This window comes from Paenibacillus nanchangensis (genome assembly GCF_046543445.1).
Classification (GTDB): domain Bacteria; phylum Bacillota; class Bacilli; order Paenibacillales; family Paenibacillaceae; genus Paenibacillus_AQ; species Paenibacillus_AQ nanchangensis.
Map to the genome: position 1 here is coordinate 39,739 of NZ_JBHOFD010000038.1, position 22,759 is coordinate 62,497.

23 protein-coding genes are annotated in these 22,759 nt (G+C 54.9%); 22 read left to right on the forward strand and 1 reads right to left on the reverse strand.

Features of this window, described 5'->3' with window-relative positions:
- Positions 1–56: 56 nt before the first annotated feature.
- The 22 genes from ACE6ED_RS24575 to lysS all read left to right on the forward strand — a co-directional run bounded on the left by ACE6ED_RS24575 (position 57) and on the right by lysS (position 22,408).
- Positions 57–803 carry a vWA domain-containing protein gene (locus ACE6ED_RS24575; protein ID WP_410830066.1) on the forward strand — a complete coding sequence of 249 codons (747 nt, stop codon included), beginning with the start codon at positions 57–59 and terminating at the stop codon, positions 801–803.
- A complete protein-coding gene (locus ACE6ED_RS24580; protein ID WP_410830067.1) occupies positions 787–1,731 on the forward strand; it encodes a protein kinase domain-containing protein in 945 nt (314 codons plus the stop codon). Before ACE6ED_RS24575 ends, ACE6ED_RS24580 begins: the two co-directional genes overlap by 17 nt.
- Positions 1,732–1,797: 66 nt before the next feature.
- Complete coding sequence (gene tilS / locus ACE6ED_RS24585) at positions 1,798–3,216, forward strand: tRNA lysidine(34) synthetase TilS (protein ID WP_410830068.1); 1,419 nt, start codon at positions 1,798–1,800, stop codon at positions 3,214–3,216.
- A 63-nt stretch (positions 3,217–3,279) separates the two neighbouring features.
- Positions 3,280–3,819: a hypoxanthine phosphoribosyltransferase gene (hpt, locus tag ACE6ED_RS24590; protein ID WP_410830069.1), complete on the forward strand. Its 540-nt coding sequence runs from the start codon at positions 3,280–3,282 to the stop codon at positions 3,817–3,819.
- A gap of 108 nt (positions 3,820–3,927) precedes the next feature.
- On the forward strand, positions 3,928–5,973 hold the full coding sequence (gene ftsH / locus ACE6ED_RS24595; RefSeq protein WP_410830070.1) for an ATP-dependent zinc metalloprotease FtsH: 2,046 nt from the start codon (positions 3,928–3,930) through the stop codon (positions 5,971–5,973).
- A gap of 353 nt (positions 5,974–6,326) precedes the next feature.
- The gene (gene nadA / locus ACE6ED_RS24600) at positions 6,327–7,265 is read left to right on the forward strand and encodes a quinolinate synthase NadA (RefSeq protein WP_410830071.1); all 939 of its coding nucleotides are present in this window, start codon (positions 6,327–6,329) and stop codon (positions 7,263–7,265) included.
- Positions 7,266–7,301: 36 nt separating this feature from the next.
- A complete protein-coding gene (locus ACE6ED_RS24605) occupies positions 7,302–8,924 on the forward strand; it encodes an L-aspartate oxidase (RefSeq protein ID WP_410830072.1) in 1,623 nt (540 codons plus the stop codon).
- Positions 8,914–9,789: a carboxylating nicotinate-nucleotide diphosphorylase gene (nadC, locus tag ACE6ED_RS24610; protein WP_410830073.1), complete on the forward strand. Its 876-nt coding sequence runs from the start codon at positions 8,914–8,916 to the stop codon at positions 9,787–9,789. The genes ACE6ED_RS24605 and nadC overlap by 11 nt, the downstream gene beginning before the upstream one ends.
- On the forward strand, positions 9,786–10,559 hold the full coding sequence (locus tag ACE6ED_RS24615) for a type III pantothenate kinase (protein ID WP_410830074.1): 774 nt from the start codon (positions 9,786–9,788) through the stop codon (positions 10,557–10,559). Before nadC ends, ACE6ED_RS24615 begins: the two co-directional genes overlap by 4 nt.
- Positions 10,560–10,626: 67 nt before the next feature.
- On the forward strand, positions 10,627–11,511 hold the full coding sequence (gene hslO, locus ACE6ED_RS24620; protein ID WP_410830088.1) for an Hsp33 family molecular chaperone HslO: 885 nt from the start codon (positions 10,627–10,629) through the stop codon (positions 11,509–11,511).
- A 9-nt stretch (positions 11,512–11,520) separates the two neighbouring features.
- Complete coding sequence (locus ACE6ED_RS24625; protein ID WP_410830075.1) at positions 11,521–12,459, forward strand: SurA N-terminal domain-containing protein; 939 nt, start codon at positions 11,521–11,523, stop codon at positions 12,457–12,459.
- Positions 12,460–12,666: 207 nt separating this feature from the next.
- Complete coding sequence (gene cysK, locus ACE6ED_RS24630) at positions 12,667–13,605, forward strand: cysteine synthase A (protein ID WP_410830076.1); 939 nt, start codon at positions 12,667–12,669, stop codon at positions 13,603–13,605.
- Between the two features lie 256 nt (positions 13,606–13,861).
- A complete protein-coding gene (locus ACE6ED_RS24635) occupies positions 13,862–15,583 on the forward strand; it encodes an anthranilate synthase component I family protein (RefSeq protein ID WP_410830077.1) in 1,722 nt (573 codons plus the stop codon).
- Entirely contained in the window at positions 15,580–16,161 is a 582-nt protein-coding gene (gene pabA, locus ACE6ED_RS24640) for an aminodeoxychorismate/anthranilate synthase component II (RefSeq protein ID WP_410830078.1), read from the forward strand. Before ACE6ED_RS24635 ends, pabA begins: the two co-directional genes overlap by 4 nt.
- On the forward strand, positions 16,158–17,057 hold the full coding sequence (gene pabC / locus ACE6ED_RS24645) for an aminodeoxychorismate lyase (protein WP_410830079.1): 900 nt from the start codon (positions 16,158–16,160) through the stop codon (positions 17,055–17,057). Before pabA ends, pabC begins: the two co-directional genes overlap by 4 nt.
- Positions 17,038–17,895, forward strand: a complete 858-nt coding sequence (folP, locus tag ACE6ED_RS24650; RefSeq protein WP_410830080.1) for a dihydropteroate synthase — start codon at positions 17,038–17,040, stop codon at positions 17,893–17,895. The genes pabC and folP overlap by 20 nt, the downstream gene beginning before the upstream one ends.
- Before the next feature lie 51 nt (positions 17,896–17,946).
- Complete coding sequence (folB, locus tag ACE6ED_RS24655) at positions 17,947–18,309, forward strand: dihydroneopterin aldolase (protein ID WP_410830081.1); 363 nt, start codon at positions 17,947–17,949, stop codon at positions 18,307–18,309.
- Between the two features lie 9 nt (positions 18,310–18,318).
- Positions 18,319–18,867, forward strand: a complete 549-nt coding sequence (folK, locus tag ACE6ED_RS24660; protein ID WP_410830082.1) for a 2-amino-4-hydroxy-6-hydroxymethyldihydropteridine diphosphokinase — start codon at positions 18,319–18,321, stop codon at positions 18,865–18,867.
- The gene (locus tag ACE6ED_RS24665) at positions 18,819–19,043 is read left to right on the forward strand and encodes a helix-turn-helix domain-containing protein (RefSeq protein ID WP_410830083.1); all 225 of its coding nucleotides are present in this window, start codon (positions 18,819–18,821) and stop codon (positions 19,041–19,043) included. The genes folK and ACE6ED_RS24665 overlap by 49 nt, the downstream gene beginning before the upstream one ends.
- 2 nt (positions 19,044–19,045) lie before the next feature.
- Positions 19,046–20,068, forward strand: coding sequence for a tRNA dihydrouridine synthase DusB (dusB, locus tag ACE6ED_RS24670; RefSeq protein ID WP_410830089.1), 1,023 nt, complete (start codon positions 19,046–19,048; stop codon positions 20,066–20,068).
- Between the two features lie 200 nt (positions 20,069–20,268).
- A complete protein-coding gene (greA, locus tag ACE6ED_RS24675) occupies positions 20,269–20,748 on the forward strand; it encodes a transcription elongation factor GreA (protein WP_410830084.1) in 480 nt (159 codons plus the stop codon).
- A gap of 148 nt (positions 20,749–20,896) precedes the next feature.
- Entirely contained in the window at positions 20,897–22,408 is a 1,512-nt protein-coding gene (gene lysS, locus ACE6ED_RS24680) for a lysine--tRNA ligase (RefSeq protein WP_410830085.1), read from the forward strand.
- A gap of 167 nt (positions 22,409–22,575) precedes the next feature.
- Here lysS and ACE6ED_RS24685 read toward each other — a convergent pair.
- A partial coding sequence (locus tag ACE6ED_RS24685) for a hypothetical protein (RefSeq protein WP_410830086.1) occupies positions 22,576–22,759 on the reverse strand: 184 nt, incomplete at its 5' end.

Below are 22,759 nucleotides of genomic sequence, written 5' to 3' on the forward strand. Positions count from 1 at the left end.
GGAAGAGGAGGATGGCGTACTAGAGATTTCGGATGAAAGAATAGGGGGACAAAACGATGAAACAAATTCTGCTGATAACGGACGGATGCTCCAATGTAGGAGACAGCCCGGTAATGGCCGCGGCGCACGCGCGGCAGGAGGGAATCACGGTCAACGTGATCGGTGTCGTCGATTATGGAACAATCGGCGAACTGGGGAGCCGGGAAATTGCGGATATCGCGAAGGCGGGCGGAGGGCTCAGCCGTATTGTCGGCACCCCCCAGCTCGCACAAACCATGCAGATGATGACGCGGAAAACCGTAGTTCAGACGATTCAGCAAGCGGTTAATAAAGAGGTGAAAAAAATTTTAGGCGACGGGTCGCTGCATGACCTGCCTCCGGACCAGCGTTCCCAGGTCGTCTCGGTGGTCGACGAACTGACGGAAACGTCTTCACTGCGCATCGCGCTGCTGATTGATGCCAGCGCCAGCATGAAACCGAAGCTGGGGGCGGTCGAGGAAGCGATTCGCGATTTGGCGCTTAGCCTGGAAGCAAGGGAAGGCCAAAGCGAAATTTCCGTGTTCCATTTTCCCGCCTCAACCAGCGAAGCGGCCGTAATGGATACCGGCTGGACATCGGACCTGTCGAAGCTGAAGTCGCTGTTCGGGCGGCTGCAGATGCGGGGAGCAACGCCTACGGGCCCGGCGATATTCAAGGTGCTGGAATATTTTTGTTATGATACACTTAAGGAAGAAGATCGACAGCGGTCGAGATCGGGAGACCGCGGCCTCAGAGAAGGGATGCTTGGTGATTATGTCGTCTAATCCGCCCCTGGCCTCCGGCACCGTAATCGCGGGCAAGTGGCGGGGCAACCGATATATTGTAGAGCGGCTGCTCGGCAGAGGAGCGAACGGGACGGTGTACCTGGTACAGCGGCAGGGAAGACGGGATAAGTACGCCCTTAAGATCGGATATGATGCGCTGGATCTCCAGTCGGAAATCAATGTGCTGACCTCCCTCCAGTCGTACCGGAAACGGCTGGAGCACCGTGCCCGGCAGGAGTCGCCGTTGTCGTCGTATCTGCTGGAAGCGGATGATTTCAAAGGGGGCGGGGACGTTCCCTTTTATGTGATGCGTTATGTGGAAGGCCAGCCGCTGCACCGTTTCTTGGCCAAGCGCGGGCCGGCCTGGCTGGGACTGATTGGACTAAGGCTGCTGGACCGGCTGCGTGTTCTGCATGCCTGCGGCTTTGTATTTGGCGATTTAAAACCTGAAAATGTCATGGTATCGGATTACGGCGAAGTCGAATTGATCGATTTTGGAGGCGCAAGCCCGATGGGGCGCAGTGTGAAGCAGTTCACGGAGTGGCATGACCGGGGATTCTGGAACGCCGGCAGCCGGACCGGGGATGAGAGCTACGATCTGTTCGCCTTTGCCGTGCTCTGCCTCCGGCTGCTGGACGAAGCTGGTCTAAAGTCCGCGGCAACGCAGCTGCCGCAGACCCGCGGCGCGGAGGATCTGATTAAGCTGGCGAAGGCTGTGCCTGACCGTAGACTAGCCTCTTGGCTTTGTTTTGCGCTGCAGGGCAAATTCGCCGGTTCACGCGAAGCCCGGGAAGCGTGGAGAGCGCATGTCTACACGCCCAAGGCGGTCAAACCGGACCGGCCGCAGACGCCGAGATGGCTGCGCGGCGCTTTTGTCGCGTCGATTTGTCTGTTAGGATTTACGCTTTACTGGGTTATCCGCTCCTGAAGGGGATGCGGAGCGGGGGCGGCTGCCTGTATATGGGTGCCGGGAGAAGAAAGGATAGTTACACCTATGGATAGCATGAACAGGATGATTGAGTCAGTAATGGAAGCCTCGGCCGAGCACGGGCTCCTGGCGCCGGGGGACCGGATCGTAGTCGCAGTTTCCGGAGGGCCGGATTCTGTGGCTCTTTTGCATGTCCTCCAGCATATATCCGAGCGGCGGGTGCCGCTTATGCTGATTTGCGCGCATGTCAATCACGGGTTTCGCCCGGAGTCCAAGGAGGAAGCGGAGCTGGTCCGCAGCCTGGCGGACGGGCTGGGCCTGCCGTTTGAACTGGCGGAGCTTGATATACCGGGCTATATGAAGGCCAGCGGAAAAGGACCCCAGGAAGCGGCTCGGGAGGAACGTTACCGGTTTCTGATGGAAACGGCGGCTAAGTACGGCGCGCGCAAGATTGCGCTCGCTCATCATGCCGACGATCAGGCGGAGACGGTGCTGATGCGGATTCTCCGGGGCAGCGGCACTTCGGGACTCGCGGGGATGCGCTGGAAACGCGCCGAAAAAAATGTGGAACTCATCCGTCCTTTTTTGCGTATAAACAAAACGGCTCTTTTGCAGCTGTGCCGCGACATGATGTTTCCCTTTGCGGAGGACCCGAGCAACGGGCAGACGAAATATACCCGCAACGCCATCCGGCTGGAGCTGATGCCCGAGCTGGAACGGTATAACGGAAGGCTGACCCAGGCGCTGACTCAGCTCGCAGAGGTGGCGGCCGACGAATCGGATTATCTCGATAATGAGGCAGCCCGGACCTATAAGGAACTGGTTCGCGGCGAAGGCGGGAATTCGATCTTGGAAAGGCCTTCATTCCTCTCGCTGCCGTCGGCTTTACAACGGCGTTTGATTAAACTAATATTAAATTATCTGTCGGCGGATCCGTCCGTCGTGGACTTCCACAAAGTTGAATCCGTACGCAGAGGAATCCTCGCGTCCAAACCTTCTTCCTGGAGGCTGGATTTGGGCGGCGGACTTACCTGCATACGGCAATACGATATCCTTCAGTTCTCGTCCAAGCCTCCCAAGCGGCTTGAAGGCTATACATACGAGCTGTCCTGTCCCGAGACCCGGCTGGAACTGAGCGAGATTGGCAAAGTGTTAACGATCAACCGGCTGGACCGGCGCGACTTCCGCGCCACCCCCGAGCCGCCCGGAAGACAGACCGCGTGGTTTGATGAGCGGCAGCTTGTGTTTCCGCTCACCGTGCGTTCCCGATTGCCTGGAGATACCATGCGTGTCATGGGATTAAACGGAAGCAAAAAGGTAAAGGATATTTTTATCGACGACAAAATACCGCCTTCCGAAAGGCCGCGCACTCCGATGGTGTGCGACGGCCTGGGCAATATTGTCTGGATTCCCGGCGTCCGGCGTTCGCAGCATGCGCCTGTTACCGCGATCACTTCGTCGGTGCTGCTGCTTACCCTGGAATAAGGCCCCCGGCCGTTATGCTCACAGTAATTCTTTCATAGTATATCTTTTAGGAGGTCTCGCAAGTTGCAGAATGACATTCAAGAAATATTGATCAGCGAGGAAGAAATTCAGGCCAGAATCCGGGAATTGGGCGCTCAGCTCAGCGCGGAATATGAAGGACGCACTCCTTTGGTTATTTGTGTGCTGAAAGGTGCGTTTATTTTTATGGCGGATTTGGTTAAAGTCATAACAGTACCTGTCGAAATGGATTTTATGGCGGTATCCAGCTACGGGGCATCAACCAAGTCCTCGGGCGTTGTGAAGATCATTAAGGATCTGGACGTTCCGGTGGAAGGGCGGGATGTGCTGATCGTCGAAGATATCATCGACAGCGGCCTGACGCTCAGCTACTTGATTGAAATGCTTGAAGGCCGGGGAACGGCCTCGATCTCCGTGGTTACCCTGTTCGACAAACCGGCTGGAAGAACGGTTAAGCTGGAAGCCGACTACAAGGGATTCGTGCTTCCCGACGAATTTGTTGTGGGATACGGGCTCGACTATGCCGAGAAATACCGGAATCTCCCTTACATTGGGGTGCTGAAGCCGGAGATTTATTCCAATTAGACTATTGACAGCCTTGATCATCCGGATCAGCGACCCGGACTTCCTCTATTTGAGGTGCTCCGACAGGCTATGTTAAAATAACTTAAGTGTTGCGAGAGGAGGTAGGGGATGAATCGGTTCATCCGAAATTCTGGTTTTTATTTGATTTTATTTCTGGTCGTGGTGGGCATCGTCCAATTTGTCAGCAGAGGAAATGAAGCCGCCGATTTCCCTAGATACGACGAGTTACGGCAGGAGCTTAAGGATAATAATGTTAAGGATTTGACGGTCCAATTCGAAGGGAACGCCTTCCTGGTACAGGGTACTTACCGGAATGCACCTGAAGGCCAGAAATCGGACAGTTTCTCCACATACATTCCTCCTACCGACGCTGCGGTCCAGGAACTGGTGCAGGCCAGTGAGAGCAACGGGATCGAGTTTACGCAGAAGAAGATGGAAGGCGATAGCATCTGGCTGACGTTCCTCTCCTCGATGATCCCGCTGGTGATCATGTTTATTCTGTTCTTCTTCCTGTTCAACCAGGCTCAGGGCGGCGGCGGCAAAGTCATGAACTTCGGCAAAAGCAAAGCCCGCTTATACAATGAAGAGAAGAAACGAGTCACCTTTGAGGATGTCGCAGGTGCGGATGAAGAGAAGCAGGAGCTTGTCGAAGTCGTCGAGTTCCTGAAAGACTCCCGCAAATTCGCCGCGGTTGGCGCCCGCATTCCAAAAGGCGTACTGCTCGTGGGCCCTCCGGGTACCGGTAAAACGCTGCTTGCCCGTGCAGTAGCCGGCGAAGCAGGCGTACCCTTCTTTAGTATTTCCGGTTCGGACTTCGTGGAAATGTTCGTAGGTGTAGGCGCATCCCGTGTCCGCGACCTGTTCGAGAACGCGAAGAAGAACGCACCGTGTATCATCTTTATTGACGAGATCGACGCTGTCGGCCGCCAACGTGGCGCCGGACTCGGCGGAGGTCACGATGAACGCGAACAAACGCTGAACCAGCTGCTTGTCGAGATGGACGGCTTCGGCGGCAACGAAGGCATTATCATCGTAGCTGCGACGAACCGCGCCGATATTCTTGACCCGGCGCTGCTCCGTCCGGGACGTTTTGACCGTCAGATTACGGTTGACCGTCCGGATGTGAAGGGCCGCGAAGCGGTGCTGAAAGTACACGCCCGCAACAAGCCGCTGACAACAGATGTTCAGCTTGACACGATTGCCAAGCGGACGACCGGCTTTACCGGCGCCGACCTGGAGAACCTGCTGAACGAAGCGGCACTGCTTGCCGCACGCCGTAACCGCAAGGATATCTCCATGCGCGAGGTGGACGAAGCAATCGACCGCGTTATCGTTGGTACGGAGAAACGCAGCCGCATCATCAGCGACCGGGAGAAACGGATCGTCGCTTACCATGAAGCGGGCCATACCATTGCCGGGTACTTCCTGGAGAATGCCGATATGGTTCACAAGGTTACGATTATCCCTCGCGGCCGCGCAGGCGGATATGTCATCATGCTTCCTAAGGAAGACCGTATGCTGGTAACCAAACAGGAGCTGCTGGACAAAGTCACCGGCCTGCTTGGCGGCCGGGTTGCCGAAGAATTGTTCATCGGCGAAATCGGTACCGGCGCATACAGCGACTTCCAGCAAGCTACACGGATCGTGCGCAGCATGATTATGGAATACGGGATGAGCGATAAGCTTGGCCCGATGCAGTTCGGTACGTCCCAAGGACAGGTGTTCCTGGGCCGCGATATCGGGCACGAGCAGAATTACAGCGATTCGATCGCTTACGAAATCGATCAAGAGATGCAGCGCTTCATCACCGAATGCTACGAGCGTTGTAAAGATCTCCTGATCAAACACAGCAAGGAAATGCACTTGATCGCCAACACGCTGCTTGAGAAGGAAACGCTGGAACTGGATCAGATCAAGGAACTGATCGAGCAAGGCTATCTGACCGAAGACGGCAAACCGGAACCGAAGTCCGAAGACGAAGCCGGCGAACCGGTAATCGACTCGCTCGGCGACGTGCGGGTTCGGATTCAAGGCAAATCGGAGGGCGCGCAGCCGGCAGCGCCGGATCTGTCCAAAGATATTCCGAACAATCCGGGCAGCGGCACGGACAGCGATCCTGGCGACGACAACAAAGGCGGAGGCCCGTTATCCTAAGAAGCCCCGCTCAAAAAAAGGCAGACCGGACTTTTCCGGCCTGCCTTTTTTGTACGTATGCTAATTAGTAAAAAGCGGACAAGTTTCCGTTTTATGTTCGTTATGAGAGCAGCTTGGTTTTTGCAGGGGAGAAAAAGTTTTTGCAGCGCTTCTCACCTTGTATGGGAGAAAAAAAGCGGGGAGTATACATTAAGATTCCCCTGTTTAGGCCTCCGTTCGTCGATTGACAGCAAGTTGATCGTTGTGTACATTAGTGATTATATTAACAATCTTTATTTTTAGGTAATTTACGGGGGATTTTAACGGATTTGCGCCGGCCTACCGCCGCGAAGACATAAGGGGGAGAAGGAAACGTGGAAGCTCTGGCGCTGGAGCGCAAACAGGAACAAAACCGGGAACTGCGCGAACGTCTGGAACAGCTGAAGAAGGAACGGAACGCCATTATTTTAGCCCATTATTATCAGCGGGATGAAATTCAGGAGGTCGCGGATTTTCGCGGGGACTCGTTTTTGCTTGCCCAAAAAGCCGCCGAAACCGATGCGGAGACGATCGTGTTTTGCGGTGTGCACTTTATGGGGGAAAGCGCGAAGATTCTTGCGCCAGATAAGACGGTGCTTATTCCCGACGAGCGGGCCGGCTGCCCAATGGCCGATATGGTTAATGTGGAAGGTTTGCGGAAGCTGAAAGCGCAGCATCCGAATGCCAAAGTTGTCACTTATATCAACTCATCGGCCGAAATCAAAGCGGAGACGGATATTTGCTGTACTTCAGCCAATGCGGTCCGGGTAATCGAGTCGCTGGATGCGGAAGAGATTATTTGGGTTCCGGATAAGAATCTGGGTCAATACGTTCAACAGAAGACGGGCAAGCAGCTGATTATCTGGGAAGGGTACTGCAACACTCACGATATGCTGACCGTCAAAGATGTGGTGGAAATGCGCGCCAAATACCCGGACGCCGAGTTCGTCGTGCACCCTGAGTGCCGTCCTGAGGTCGTGGCGATGGGCGATTTTGTCGGCAGCACAACCGCGATTATTGATTACTGCCGCAAATCGGACCGCAAGGAGTTTATTGTGGGAACCGAAGACGGCACAGGTTACCAGCTTCGCAAGGACAGCCCGGACAAATCGTTCCATTTTGCTTCCAAGTTCCTGGTCTGCCCCAATATGAAAGTAAACAATCTCAAGAAATTGGTCAAATGCCTGGAGACGATGAAGCCGCAGATTTATGTACCCCCTGCAATCGCCGACAGAGCCAGAACTTCCTTAGAGCGCATGCTACAAGTCCGGTAGCATGCGCTACTCTTTCGTTGAAACAGGTGAACAGCGGTGAGTATACCTCAGTATTTGATTGATTTCGATCTCGGGGAGCTGCCCAAGGTCCGGACCGATTGCATTGTAATCGGTTCAGGAATCGCGGGATTGTTCACGGCCGTCAAGGCCGGAGAAGACCGGAAGGTTGTTATGATCACCAAAAAATCGCTGATGGAGAGTAACACCCGATATGCCCAAGGCGGCATCGCCGCGGTCATATCTGAAGACGACTCCCCTTTGTATCATAGGCAGGATACCCTGCTTGCCGGCGCCGGACTATGCTCGTCCGCTTCCGTGGATGTGCTGGTGAACGAAGGGCCGGAAGGGGTCCAGGAGCTGATTCGCCTCGGTACCCTGTTTGATCAAGAGGATGGCGTGCTGGCCTTGACGAAGGAGGGCGCTCACAGCCACCGGCGCATTTTGCATGCCAATGGAGATGCAACCGGATTCGAAATTGTCCGGGCATTGTCTGAGCAGGTGGCCGGTCATCCCAATATTGAAGTATGGGATGACCATTTTGTTATTGATCTGATCAATGACGGCACCCAGTGCATCGGCGCCCTGGTGCAGCGTCCGGACGGAAGCCGGCTGTTTTTGCAGGGCAATGCGACCATTCTCTGCTCCGGCGGGGCAGGGCAGCTTTACCGGTACACGACCAATCCCGAGGTAGCGACAGGAGACGGTGTAGCCATCGCTTACCGGGCTGGGGCAAGGATCAAAGACATGGAGTTTATTCAGTTCCATCCGACCGCGCTTAGTTATCCGGGTGCGCCGCGGTTTCTGATTTCGGAGGCGGTCCGGGGCGAAGGGGCGGTACTGCGGAATATCCATGGGGAACGGTTTATGGACCGGTATCATGAACTGCTGGAGCTTGCACCGCGGGATATCGTTGCCCGCGCCATTGTGAGCGAGATGGAAGCGACTAAGTCGACTTTTGTGTATCTGGATATTACCCATGAGTCTGCGGATAAGGTGAAGCATCGTTTTCCTACCATATATGAAACCTGCATGAGCTATGGGCTTGATCTCACCACCGACTGGATTCCAGTGGCTCCGGCTGCACATTATATGATGGGCGGGATTCAGACGGATCTGAACGGCGAAAGCAGCATTCCCCGGCTGTTTGCCTGCGGGGAGGTCTCTTCGACGGGCGTGCATGGGGCGAACCGTCTGGCCAGTAATTCGCTTTCGGAAGCAGTGGTATTTGGACGCCGGATTATAGAGCGTATTCGTCAGCTTCCGCCGCTGGGCAATACAGAGCCTGCGGTTTCGGGCTTCGACAAGGAGCGCAAAGAGGCTCCGACCCAGCCCATTGTAGAACGCCGCCTGAAGCTGCAGAAGGTTATGGTGCGTTATGTGGGTCTCCGCCGAAACGAACTTATGCTGGAAAAAGCGCTGGATGAATTGAAGCGTCAGCTTCCGCTCTTCCATGCGGCGCTCACCAAGCGGGAGGCTTACGAATTCGCAAATATGCTGACCTGCTGCCTGCTTGTGACGGAATCTGCTCTGGCGCGGCAGGAGAGCCGGGGCGCCCATTACCGCGAAGATTACCCGCAGCGGGACGACAAGCAGTGGCGGAAGCATCTGCTGCAGGTCCGCGAACTCGGGATTGTGGAGGAATTTAGCGATGATGTTTAACGGATACAATGAAGAACTGGTCGACCGGATCAAGGGCTGGCTCCGTGAAGACGTAGGGGCTGGCGATATTACCACGCAAACAACGATCCCCGCGGGGCATGAGTCCAAAGGGATTATTCATGCGAAGGAGTCCGGCATTATCTGCGGACTTCCCGTTGCCGAGCTGGTGTTCCAGGTGGTTGATCCCCTGCTTGTTTTTACCGCGAAAGTCGGAGAAGGACAACGGGTGGAAAAAGGGACGGTTCTGGCGGAAGTGGAAGGGAGCACCCATTCCATTTTGACCAGTGAACGGCTGGCCCTGAACTTGATGCAGCGGTTGTCCGGGATCGCCACACGTACGGATACGTTTGTACAGGCGCTGGAAGGGCTGCCGACACGCCTTGTCGACACCCGCAAAACTACACCCGGACACCGGATGCTGGAGAAATACGCGGTTCGGGTAGGCGGGGGCGCAAACCACCGTTTTGGCTTGTACGACGCGGTGATGATTAAAGACAATCATATTAAAGGAGCCGGCGGCATCCGCCAAGCGGTCAGCCGGGCCCGGGCCAATATCCCGCATACGATGACCATTGAGGTGGAGACCGAAAGTCTGGAGCAGGTGGAGGAAGCGTTGGAGGCCGGGGCGGATATCATTATGCTGGACAACATGCCGGCTGAGCGGATGAAAGAAGCCGTGGCCAAAATCAAAGCAAAAGCGCCGCATGTGCGAACCGAGGCCTCCGGCAATGTCTCGCTGGAGACGGTGCGGGGGATGGCAGAGTCGGGCGTGGATGTAATCTCCGTGGGCAGGCTTACGTATTCTTTTGCGAGTCTGGATATCAGTCTGGACCTGAACGCGAAGAAGGAGGGCCGGTTCGCATGATGCTTGCCGTCGATATCGGCAATACCAATATTGTGCTTGGCGTCTACAAGCAGCGGGAGCTGCTGCATCATTTTAGACTCAGCACTTCCCGTCAATCGACCGTTGACGAATACGGGGTAGCGATTTATAACTTGTTTCAAATGTCAGGCCTGTCGCTTAATGAGGTGGAGGGGGTCATTATTTCCTCCGTTGTTCCGCCGCTGGTTCAGGTCATTGTTGAAATGTGTGTAAAATACATCGGCAAAGATCCGCTGATGGTGGGACCGGGCATTAAGACGGGCTTGAATCTCCGGTACGAGAACCCGCGTGAAGTGGGGGCTGACCGGATCGTTAACGCAGTGGCGGCGATTGAACGTTACCAGTGCCCGCTGGTTGTGGTTGATTTTGGCACCGCAACAACGTTTGATTGTATTGATGCAGATGCCAATTATTTGGGCGGAGCGATTGTGCCGGGACTCGTCATCTCGACAGAAGCGTTATATCAGCGCGCTTCCAAGCTGCCGCGGATTGAATTGGAGAAGCCGAAGAAGGTTATCGGGCGCAATACAGTGCATGCGATGCAGGCAGGCATTATTTATGGCTACGCCGGCCAGGTGGAAGGCATTGTGAGAAGGATCAAAACGGAGATGAAAGCACCGGATTTGAAGGTGATCGCTACCGGCGGGTTGGCTTCGCTGATTGCCGGCGAGACCGACTGCATCGACGAAGTGAACCCCATGCTGACCTTGGAAGGACTGCGCATTATTTACGACCGGAACAGGCAACACTAAATTTGATGGAGAGAGACGGGCGCCAGAAGCGCCCGACTCTTGTATAAAGGAGGCTTTGCACCCCATGGTGGAAAAAAAGAAAGACCGGCTTGTACGGGGAACAGCGCTGAACGGCAAAGTTAGAGCTTTTGCGGCGCGGACGACCGAGCTGGTGGAAGAGATGCGGCGCAGGCACGATACGTATCCTACGGCCACGGCGGCAATGGGCCGGACGGCTACCGCCGGGGCCATAATGGGCGCAATGCTGAAGGGCAATGAGAAGCTGAATATACAAGTGCGCGGCGATGGGCCGATCGGCCAAATTGTGGTGGACAGCAACGCTGCGGGCGAAGTCAGAGGTTACGTGGACCATCCTCACGTCCATCTTCCCAGCAACAGCCAAGGAAAGCTGGATGTGCGGGGAGCGGTTGGCACAGAAGGCTTCATACATGTCATCAAAGACTTGGGCATGAAGGAACCTTACCGCGGGAGCATTCCGATTGTGTCGGGTGAGCTGGGCGAGGACTTTACCTATTATTTTGCGGTTTCAGAGCAGACGCCGTCGGCGGTCGGCCTGGGCGTGCTGGTAGGTACGGATAATGCGGTCATTGTAGCCGGGGGCTTTATTATTCAGCTGCTGCCGGGGTTAACGGATGCTGAAATTACTGATATCGAGCAGGCGGTCAGCACCCTTCCCCAGGTAACGGCACTGCTGGAGCAGGGGCTCGAGCCGGAAGAAATGCTGCGGCTGCTGCTGCCGGACACCGTTGTTCTGGATGAGATGGAACTGACTTTTAAATGCCAGTGTACGCGTGAGCGTGTGGAACAGACACTGGTCAGTCTAGGCCGGCATGAGCTGGAACAGCTGATTGAAGAGGACGGCCAAGCTGAAGTGGTATGCCATTACTGCAATGAGGCGTTTCGTTTTGACCGGGAACAGCTGCAGGATATTCTGAATCAAGCGAAGGCGTAGGATGCGGGTATGACCAGACAGGAACGGGCGCTGCGAAAAACCGTTGTTATTATGGCTTTGGCGCTGCTTCTGCTGGTGCTTCTGCTCGTCTGGAGCTTCTCGGATGGGAGGTTCGGGTCAAAAGAAAAACGGGACGGCACCCGAACCGTCGCTTCAATCGCCGGGCGGAATGTGACGGAGAAGCAGTGGGACGAAGAGCTTCGGCGGCGGTACGGAGATGAGGTGCTGCTGCAGATGGTCAACCGGATCGCGGTTGAGCGGGAGGCGGAAGCATTGGGGCTGACGGTATCCGAAGCGGAAGTCGACCGGGAGCTGCAGCATTCGATGGCGGGGTACGGCTCCGAAGAGCAGTATTACGGTCAGATGCTGAACGAGCTTGGCTTGACGAAAAAAGAGATCCGGGAGGAAACCCGGTACCGGCTGCTGCTGCAGGCAGTGGCCACGCACGGCATCAATGTGACCGATCAGGAAATTGACCGCTATTTATTGGAGAATGGCGATCGTTACCGGCCGCGCAAAAGTCTGGAGCTCTCCATCATTATGCTTGCTTCGTATGAGGAGGCGGATGCGGTGCTGGACAGGCTGGAGCAGGGCGAGGATTTCGGCAAGCTCGCCAGGGAGCTGTCCACTGACGAAGACAGCCGGAAGCGGGACGGCCGGATCGGCATGGTGGAGGAAGATGACCCGTTTTGGCCGGAAGAGGTGCTTGCTACCGCGGCTGGGCTCTCCGCCGGTGACATTGCCGGACCGCTGGCGATGGAAGACCATTACGCCATCATCCGGCTCGAAAGTGTGACTGAGCCCCCTGTGCCTGACATGGAAACCGTAAGGCTGGAAATCCGCCGGGAGATTGCACTGGAACAGGCCGTTCCGCTGGATCAGGTGGAGAGTGAATTAAGGGCGAAGTACGGTGCATCGATTGAGGTTGACAACCGGCAGGAAGATTGATATTATGAAGATAATGTAAAACCTACTGAAATAGTCGGAAATAAACAGCGGCGGGCTGGTATGGCGCGCTGCGGCGTAGGCATCCAGGAAGACGTTTCCGGATCATCCGGTGGACAGCCGCATCAATCATATACCCGGACCCAAGCTTGTGAACTTTTTTCCGCAAGGGACGAACTCTTCATTCATCATTCCAAGGAGGTTATTCTCATGGCCAAAGTTGTCAACAATGTAACGGAATTGATCGGGGGCACGCCCCTTGTTCGCTTGAACCGGGTGGTTCCCGAAGGCGCTGCGGAAATTTATGTGAAGCTGGAATACCAGAACCCGGGCTCCAGTGTGAAAGACCGGATTGCCATCAGCATCGTTGAAGAAGCTGAGAAGGAAGGCCGTCTTAAGCCGGGATCGACGATTCTTGAGGCGACAAGCGGCAACACGGGAATCGGTCTGGCTATGGTCGCTGCAGCCAAAGGCTACAAGGCCATCATTGTGATGCCTGAAACGATGAGCTTGGAGCGGCGCAACCTGCTGCGCGCGTATGGAGCGGAGCTTGTATTGACGCCTGGAGCGGAAGGTATGAACGGAGCAGTAAAGAAAGCGGAGCAGATTTTGAGCGAGAACCCGGACTACTTTATTGCGGACCAGTTCCGGAACAAAGCTAACGTGAAGATTCACCGGGAAACGACAGGACCGGAGATCGTGGAAGCAATTGAGTCCATCGGCGGCAGCCTGGACGCTTTTGTGGCGGGTATTGGTACCGGCGGTACGATCACAGGCGCTGGCGAAGTGCTGAAACAGAGCTTCCCGGACATTAAAGTGTATGCTGTAGAGCCTGCAGCCTCCCCAATTCTGGCCGGCGGCAAGCCGGGTCCGCACAAGATTCAAGGGATCGGAGCGAACTTTGTTCCTGAAATTCTCAACCAGGAAGTGTATGACCAGATCATTCACGTGGAAAATGATGAGGCGTTCGAGACAGCCCGCCGTGTAGCCAAGGAAGAAGGCATCCTGTCGGGAATCTCCTCCGGAGCCGCCGTGTTTGCGGCGATCAAGATCGCCAAGGAACTGGGCCCGGGCAAACGGGTTGTCGCAGTTGTTCCAAGCAACGGCGAACGCTACCTGAGCACGCCGCTTTATAACTTCGAAGCTTAATATTGTATAACTTCGCAGCTTAATCCTGTCGAATTCCGCAGGCCGCCGTGCAGTATTGGCGGATGCTGATCTCTAACCGCAAGGCAAGCCGGTCAAGGAATAATCCTTGGCCGGCTTTTTTTGTACCAGCGTTCTCGGGAAAGGGACTTTCCAAAAAGGCTTCGGGTACAGTATACTGACAGGCAAGCGACCCGGGAAATCAACCGGGAACGAACGGCAACAGGCCGCGAGGTAAGCCAAAGCTAGGGGGATGGACTTGGAAGCAGTTACGCACATAGAACAATGGGAACAGTGGTACGCTGAAGGTAAAAAACTGCTGCCCATGATCATTAAGACCCGTCCTGATCTCTACGGACTTCCTCCAGCATGGACCCGGGCTTGGGAAGGAAACCCTTACTCTGTGGTTCTGGAAAGCGGCAAAGGCGGCCGCTACACTTATTTGGCGGTGGAGCCGGTTTCTATCCTGCAGGGCAAGGAAGAGCAGGCGAGAATTATGGACCCAGGTCAGCCGAACCGGCTGGAGGCCGTATTGTTGGGCAAACCGCTTGAGGTTCTAAAGCAATGGATGGCGCCTTACGAAGCGCCGAGACCGGTAAACGGGGAGCTCCCTCCTTTTGTGGGCGGATGTATAGGGTTCCTTGGGTATGATGCAGTCCGTTCGCTGGAGCGTCTTCCCGTGCTGGCGGCTGACGAACCCGGCTTTCCCGATTACTTGTGGATGCGGTTCGAAGAGCTCTGGATCTATGATCACGCTGAAAATATGCTTTACTGCACGGTGCATACCTTAGTTGACGGAGATGGGTCCGGACCGAATGCTGTGCACTCTGCAGTCCGGGGGCAACAGGCATCCCGACATGCTGCCAAGGGTGCTCCTGCTGAGGATGCTGGCACGAATGTTACCGGGGGTGCTGCTGTCCGGTATGCTGGCGCGGATGGTGCCAAGGATGCGGCGGCCGGACTGCGCGAGTGCTACGCTCAGGCGCAAAAGCGTGCCGAACGGATGGCCGGCGTCTGGAAGCAGCTCCATTCCGCTCCGCCAGCCGCCGAACCGGAGCCGGAGGCGGGAGCGGAAGCTCCTGCCTCCGGGCCATGGCGGGGCGAATGGCCGGGAATGCGCTCGGCCTTCTCCCAGCCCCGGTTTGAAGACGCGGTCAGACGGATACAGGAGTATATCCGTCAAGGGGACGTCTTCCAGGTAAACCTGTCGCTGCGGCAGGAATCGCAGCTGGCGTCGCCGCCGGAGCTGGTCTACGAGTGGCTGCGTGCGCTGAATCCGTCCCCGTACATGGGGCTGCTGCGGTCGCCCGGCTTCACGCTGGCCAGCGCTTCGCCGGAGCTGCTCGTCAAGCTGCACGGGGACCGGGTCAGCGCTCGGCCAATCGCCGGCACCCGGCGGCGGGGCCACAGTTCCGCGGAGGACGCCGCCATGGAGGCGGAGCTGCGCGGAACGGAAAAAGAGATCGCCGAGCACATCATGCTGGTCGATCTCGAGCGCAACGACATCGGCCGCATCGCCGCCTACGGCTCGGTTCGCGTGCCGGAGCTGATGACGGTCGAGCGCTACTCGCATGTGATGCACCTGGTCTCCCAAGTCGAGGGGACGCTTGGCGCCGGCAAGGATGCGTACGACACCATCGCCGCTTTGTTTCCCGGCGGGACAATCACCGGCGCGCCCAAAATCCGGACGATGGAGATTATCGAGGAGCTGGAGCCGGTCCGCCGCGGACCTTATACAGGCTCTATGGGCTGGATTGACTACGGCGGCAATATGGAATTAAATATTATTATACGAACACTGGCCGTTAAGGAAGGTATCGGGTACATCCAGACCGGCGCGGGCATCGTTATCGACTCCGATCCGTACCGTGAATACCGGGAATGCTACAATAAAGCCAAAGCGGTCGTTCAGGCCGTACTCCGCAGCGAGCGGCAGTACCGGACAAGCGGCGCTAAGGACTCAAGGGGGAACCAACTATGATTCTGGTCATCGATAACTACGATTCGTTCACGTATAACCTGGTGCAGTACCTGGGTGAATTGGGCGAGGATGTGACTGTACGCCGTAATGATGAAATCGGCATTGAGGAGATCGAGCGGATGGCTCCGGATCATATTCTGATTTCGCCAGGACCCTGCACGCCGAACGAGGCAGGAATCAGCCTGGAGCTGATTGACCATTTTAAAGGCAAAATCCCCATCTTTGGAGTATGCCTCGGACATCAGGCGATCGGGCAGGCTTTTGGAGGAAAAGTGGTACGCGCCGAAAGACTGATGCACGGCAAAACCTCTCCGATCCAGCACCGCGGAACCTCGGTATTCCAGGGAATGGAGTCGCCGTTTACGGCTACCCGCTATCATTCGCTGATTGTCGAAAGAGAGAGTCTGCCGGATTGTCTGGAGATTACCGCCGAGACCGCGGAAGGCGAAATTATGGGACTGCGGCACAAAGAATACCCTATTGAGGGAGTTCAGTTCCATCCCGAGTCCATTATTACCGATCATGGGCATACGATGCTCCGCAATTTCCTGAATCAAACAGCCGGCGAGCGGGCATGAAGTATATAGGAATCAATTTTTGCGCGCTCCGTGCTGAAGAAGCCGTGATTTCCGTCCGGGATCACGGCTTCTTGTACGGTATGGGGCTGTTTGAGACTTTCCGGACGTATGGAGGAAAGCCGTTTTTGCTGAAAAAGCATCTGGATCGGCTGCGGCGGGGCTGCGCCGGGCTGGGCATTCCATGGGAAGCGGAGGAACAGCGGCTGCTGCGCTGGATTGCCTTGTTGATGGACAAAAACGGTCTGCAGGAGGCGTACATCCGCTACACGGTAACCGCCGGCGAAGAAGCATTGGGACTCCCGTCCGGCGATTATGGAGAACCTTGTCAGGTTCTGTATGTCAAACCGCTGCCCGCGCTTCCCGAAACTCTGTACAAGGAAGGTAAAAGCCTTCAGCTGCTTCATCACCGCAGAAATACACCCGAGGGTGAAGTGCGGCTGAAATCGCTGCATTATATGAACAATATTTTGGCCAAACGTGAGCTGACGGGTTATCCTTCGGCTGCCCAAGGGGCGGAAGGACTTATGCTGACCCGGGAGGGCAGAATTGCCGAAGGGATCGTCTCCAATATCTTTTGGACCCGGGAAAATGTATTGTACACCCCGGCTGTTTCGGCTGGGATTCTGCCGGGCATTACCCGGGAAATGGTGCTTGAGCTTGCCCGGGAGGACGGCATGGCCGTAGAAGAAGGGCTGTATGAACTAGAGGCGCTTTATGCTGCCGACGAAGCGTTCCTGACGAATTCCATTCAAGAGCTTGTACCTGTGAACAGACTTTGGAGTACAGACGGGCAAAGCCGGCTGATCGGAACGGGCACTGCGGGAACAATTACGCAGCGTTTTTTACAACTTTATCGGGAGAGGGTGAAACGGGCGCATGAGACCGACGCTTTATAAACGGACCTACCGCTGCGGCGGCACGGTGCTGGAACTGGGGAATCGTACGCTGATTATGGGGATTTTGAATGTAACACCGGACTCTTTTTCAGATGGCGGCTTATGGAATAATCCGGATATGGCGGTCCGGCATGCGCTGCAAATGGCGGAGGACGGAGCGGATATCATCGACATCGGCGGGGAATCGACACGTCCTGGCCACAAACCGGTTGGTCTGGAAGAGGAACTGGCCCGGGTAATTCCCATCGTGGAGAGTCTTCACCGGGCAGCCCCGCAGCTGGTGCTGAGCGTCGACACCTACAAAGCCGAAGTGGCGCGGCAGGCATTAAACGCCGGTGCGCATATCATTAATGATATTTGGGGCGGACAAGCCGATTCCGAAATGACCCGAGTGGCGGCTGAAGCCGGTTGTCCAATCGTGCTGATGCATAACCGCCATGACCGGAACTACGGAGAGCTGATCCCCGATATCCTAGCCGACTTGGAGGCTGAAATCCAGGCAGCATTACAGGCGGGAGTGCGTACGGAACAAATTATTCTTGATCCGGGGATCGGCTTCGCCAAAGATTTTGCCGAGAATCTACGAACCATGTCGGCGCTGGACGAAATAACGAAGCTTGGTTATCCGCTGCTGCTCGGCACCTCCCGCAAAAAGTTTATCCGCACGGTGCTGAACCAGCCTTCCGACAACGTTGTCGAAGGAACGGCGGCTACGGTCGCTTTTGGCATTGCCCAGGGCTGTCAAATTGTGCGGGTTCATGATGTCCAACTCATCAAACGTACGGTGGATATGTGTGACGCCATGCTTTATGCCGGACAGCCAATAGTTAAAGAATAACGGCGCATTACAATCTCAGCAGGATAAACCAAGAAGCAGAGGATGATACTCATGGACAAAATGAAGCTGCACCGGATGGAGTATTACGGATATGTCGGTGTTTATGCCGAAGAACAAAAGCTGGGACAGCGGTATTATGTCGATTTGGAGCTGGATATGGATCTGAAGCCCGCAGGCCGGAGCGATGATCTGGAGCTGACGGTTAATTATGCCGAACTGCATGCCCTGGTTAAAAATATAGTGGAAACGCGCAAGTTTAAACTGATTGAAGCCTTGGCGGAATGTATTGCATCTGCGATACTGGACACTTATACTATTATAGATGCGGTAACGGTCAAGGTTACCAAACCGCATCCGCCGTTCGACATTCACTTCCAAGGAGTGACCGTCGAGCTGCACAGATCCAGAAAGTGAGACAGTCAGATGAACAATCATGCCACCTCTGAGCAATCAGAGGCTTATATTGCTTTAGGGGCCAATTTGGGACAGCGGGAGCGAACGTTAGCCGAGGCGCTTGAACGCTTGAACAACCAGCCTGGGATTACGGTGATCCGTACTTCTTCTGTTTACGAGACGGATCCTGTAGGGTACTTGGATCAGCCCTCTTTTCTTAACATGGCCGCAGCCTTGCGCACAACGCTGGGTCCGGTGGAATTGCTGCGTGTGCTGCTGTCGGTTGAGACGTCGCTTGGGAGAGTCCGGAACATTCCGAACGGTCCACGGACGGTTGATCTTGACCTGTTGTGGATGGAAGGATGCACATTGGAGGCTCCGGAGCTGTCGCTGCCGCATCCGCGCATGGCGGAACGGGCGTTTGTCTTGGTGCCGCTGGATGAGATTGTGCCGGAAGACGAGACGTCCGGGCTTCGTAAGCTGGTCACCTCTGCATTGCAGACGCTGGATGGAAAGGATGGAATCAGGTTGTGGACATCAAGCGTTTGGGCCGGCGGATCCGGTCATTCCGCAAACTAAAAGGATACACACAGCATGAGCTGGCCGACCTTGCCGGCGTGTCGCTGGCCCTGCTTGGCGCGGTGGAACGGGGAAACCGCCGTCTGGATAATCAAATTTTAAATAAAATTGCGGAGGCTTTAGGCGTAAGCGCCGAAGAACTGACGGAATCAAGCATAGAGGAAAGGAGTGAATGATATTGCTGAAAATCGGCGGAATAGAATTGAAAAACCAGGTGGTGCTCGCGCCGATGGCCGGGGTTTGCAATCCGGCTTTCCGGCTGATCGCCAAGGAATTTGGCACGGGATTGGTCTGTGCCGAAATGGTCAGCGACAAAGCGATCATTCACGGCAACAAACGCACGCGGGAGATGTTGTTTGTCGACGAACGGGAGAAGCCGCTCAGTCTGCAGATTTTTGGCGGCGACCGGGAGACGCTGGTTGAAGCCGCGAAAGTGGTCGATAAGGAGACAAACGCGGACATTATCGATATCAATATGGGCTGCCCGGTGCCGAAAGTAACCAAGTGCGACGCTGGCGCCCGTTGGCTGCTGGATCCAAACAAAATTTACGAGATGGTGTCGGCTGTCGTCGATGCTGTAGAAAAACCGGTCACGGTAAAAATGCGGATCGGCTGGGACAGCGACCACATCTACGTTGTCGACAATGCGCTGGCGGTAGAGCGGGCCGGAGGCCAGGCGGTTTCCGTACACGGCCGCACCCGGGAACAGCTGTACACGGGACATGCGGATTGGAGCTACATTCGCGATGTGAAGCAGGCGGTGTCGATTCCCGTTATCGGCAACGGCGATGTTGCTACCCCGGAAGATGCCAAAGCCATGCTGGATCAAACCGGCTGTGACGGCGTAATGATCGGGCGGGGAGCACTCGGCAATCCTTGGATGCTGTACCGGACGGTTCAGTACCTGAGCACCGGCGAGCTGCTGCCTGATCCGGAAGCAGCCGAAAAGATCGATGTAGCCATTCTCCACATGGACCGGCTGATCAGCTTGAAGGGCGAGGCGGTCGCTGTCCGCGAAATGCGCAAGCACCTGGCTTGGTACCTGAAAGGGCTCAAAGGAGCCGCACGTGTGAAAGACGACATAATGGAAGGAACCAAGCGTGATGAGATGGTGAAAATTCTCCGGGATTTTGTCGGCCATTTGCAGGAAGAGCAGGCGGGCGGAAATGCGGAGGCCGATCTGGCGGTGTCAAACGCTTAAATCGGCGCTGTCGGGCATCATTTGATCTTCACCAAACATTAGAGCGGTATCATTGACATTTTGTAACGGTTCCCATATAATTTCACAGTATAAATTCGCCGTTGCAATTTGAAACGCAGCACGAAGGGTTCTTAACCCTTTAGATCCGCATATAGTTATGGTGTTTTCAATAAATGTATACGACAGGAGAATCGGTTGAGATGAGCGATAAAGAAGTCATTCTTACACCGGACGGACTCAAGCGTCTGGAAGAAGAACTGGAGAATTTGAAATCCGTGAAACGCCGCGAAGTGGCCGAGCGGATCAAAGTGGCCATCGGGTACGGTGATATCAGTGAGAACTCGGAGTATGAAGACGCGAAGAACGAGCAGGCTTTTATTGAGGGACGGATCATTACCCTCGAGAAGATGCTCCGCAATGCGCGTATCATTAATAGCGACGATATAGACACGGATGTAGTAAGCGTCGGCGTAACGGTCACGGTAGAAGACCTGGAGTTCGGCGATACGATGGAATATACCATTGTCGGTACTGCGGAATCCGATCCGCTGAACAATAAGATTTCCAATGAGAGCCCTGTAGGGAAGGCCATCATCGGCAAGAAAAAGGGCACTGTTGTGGATGTAAACGTTCCGGCCGGCGTTATTCAATATAAAATCATCGATATCAAAATGAAGTAAAGAGGCTCTGGCTGGCCTGTATACTAAAGCTGCTTACCCGCACAGGTGGAAGAGGCGGCAGGCGAGGAAATGGTGGAGAAAGCTTCCTTAGGGAAGCTTTTTTCTGCAGATTCAAAGGGTATTTAATCGATCAAAGGGGATGTATGGCATGAGTGAAGAAGTAACCAACCAGGAGAATGAGCTAAGCGAACTGCTGCAAATCCGGCGCGCAAAACTGGACGAGCTGCGGGTACTGGGCATCGATCCGTTCGGCGGCAAATACGACCGTACCGCAAATGCCGGCGATCTTCTGGCGCAATATGACGGAATGGATAAGGAAGAACTGGATGAAAAGGCTGTAGAAGTGAAGATCGCGGGCAGAATTATGGCGAAACGGGCAATGGGCAAAGCCAGCTTCGCACATCTGCAGGATCTGACCGGGCGCATCCAAATTTATGTTCGCCAGGATTCTGTTCCGGAGGCAAAATATGAGGCGTTTCGCATTCTCGACCTCGGTGACATTATCGGCGTAACGGGTACTATTTTCAAAACCAAGACCGGCGAAACCAGCATTAAGGTTCACGACCTGGAGGTCCTCACCAAATCGCTGATTCCTCTGCCAGAGAAATATCACGGCCTCAAAGATGTAGAGCTGCGCTACCGCCAGCGCTATGTTGATTTGATCATTAACCCTGAGGTCCAGCAGACCTTCATCAACCGCTCTCGTATTATCCAGTCGATGCGCCGTTATCTGGATGCTCACGGATACCTTGAGGTGGAGACGCCTACGCTGCATTCCATTGCAGGCGGCGCTGCGGCCAAACCGTTTATCACCCATCATAATGCGCTGGACATGCAGCTTTACATGCGGATTGCCATTGAACTGCATCTGAAGCGGCTTATTGTCGGCGGTCTGGAAAAAGTTTACGAAATCGGCCGCGTCTACCGGAATGAGGGGATCTCCACCCGGCACAATCCGGAGTTTACTATGATAGAGCTATACGAAGCTTATGCGGACTATAAGGATATCATGCGATTGACGGAGAATATGATCTCCCATATCGCTCAAGAAGTACTGGGCACCCAGAAGCTGAACTACCAAGGGCAAGAGGTGGATTTGACTCCGGAATGGCGCCGGGTGTCGATGGTGGATGCGGTTAAAGAAGTGACGGGTGTAGACTTCAGCGTTCATATGACCAATGAAGAAGCACACCGACTGGCCCAGGAACATAAGGTACCGGTAGAGAAACACATGACCTTCGGGCATATCCTGAACGCGTTTTTTGAGCAATTTGTCGAAGAGACGCTGATTCAGCCTACTTTTGTTACGGGACATCCGGTTGAAATCTCGCCTCTGGCCAAGAAAAACGATCAAGATCCGCGGTTTACCGACCGCTTCGAGCTGTTTATCGTGGCACGCGAACATGCGAATGCCTTCAGCGAATTGAATGATCCAATCGACCAGCGCCAGCGCTTTGAGGCCCAACTGCAGGAAAAAGCGCAAGGCAACGACGAAGCACATGAAATGGACGATGATTTCATCCGTGCGCTCGAATACGGCATGCCGCCTACCGGCGGGCTGGGAATTGGTGTCGACCGTTTGGTGATGCTGCTGACCAATGCGGCGTCTATCCGTGACGTACTGCTGTTCCCGCATATGCGGAATCAGGCATCGCAGTAAGCTGTCCTGTAGTTATAAAAAAAGAAAAAAAGTGCAGCAGTAAAGAAGTGTGAGTAAAAAGTATAGAAGTATGAGAACTGCCTGAGGGCAGTTCTTTTCTTTAGTAGGAGTCAGTGCGGGGGTGGGTACATTAGGAAGTTAACATTTTTGGCGAATTGCCTTGCAATTTATTCGTAGGCATGGTATATTCTTATTCCGGCCGAAAAACACTGGCTGGCTCGAAAAACTAAATCAAAAAAAGAGCTTGCTTTCTTGCTCAGGACATGATATAGTATAAGAGTTGCTGATGAGACATTGACCGGCAGCGAACGAGAAGCTTGATCTTTGAAAACTGAACAACGAGTGAGTGGA

Coding starts and splice junctions, on each gene's coding strand:
- ACE6ED_RS24575 (WP_410830066.1), top strand. CDS start 57: ATGAAACAAATTCTGCTGATAACGGACGGATGCTCCAATGTAGGAGAC.
- tilS (WP_410830068.1), top strand. CDS start 1,798: ATGGATAGCATGAACAGGATGATTGAGTCAGTAATGGAAGCCTCGGCC.
- ftsH (WP_410830070.1), top strand. CDS start 3,928: ATGAATCGGTTCATCCGAAATTCTGGTTTTTATTTGATTTTATTTCTG.
- nadC (WP_410830073.1), top strand. CDS start 8,914: ATGATGTTTAACGGATACAATGAAGAACTGGTCGACCGGATCAAGGGC.
- ACE6ED_RS24615 (WP_410830074.1), top strand. CDS start 9,786: ATGATGCTTGCCGTCGATATCGGCAATACCAATATTGTGCTTGGCGTC.
- ACE6ED_RS24625 (WP_410830075.1), top strand. CDS start 11,521: ATGACCAGACAGGAACGGGCGCTGCGAAAAACCGTTGTTATTATGGCT.
- cysK (WP_410830076.1), top strand. CDS start 12,667: ATGGCCAAAGTTGTCAACAATGTAACGGAATTGATCGGGGGCACGCCC.
- pabA (WP_410830078.1), top strand. CDS start 15,580: ATGATTCTGGTCATCGATAACTACGATTCGTTCACGTATAACCTGGTG.
- pabC (WP_410830079.1), top strand. CDS start 16,158: ATGAAGTATATAGGAATCAATTTTTGCGCGCTCCGTGCTGAAGAAGCC.
- folP (WP_410830080.1), top strand. CDS start 17,038: ATGAGACCGACGCTTTATAAACGGACCTACCGCTGCGGCGGCACGGTG.
- folB (WP_410830081.1), top strand. CDS start 17,947: ATGGACAAAATGAAGCTGCACCGGATGGAGTATTACGGATATGTCGGT.
- folK (WP_410830082.1), top strand. CDS start 18,319: ATGAACAATCATGCCACCTCTGAGCAATCAGAGGCTTATATTGCTTTA.
- greA (WP_410830084.1), top strand. CDS start 20,269: ATGAGCGATAAAGAAGTCATTCTTACACCGGACGGACTCAAGCGTCTG.
- lysS (WP_410830085.1), top strand. CDS start 20,897: ATGAGTGAAGAAGTAACCAACCAGGAGAATGAGCTAAGCGAACTGCTG.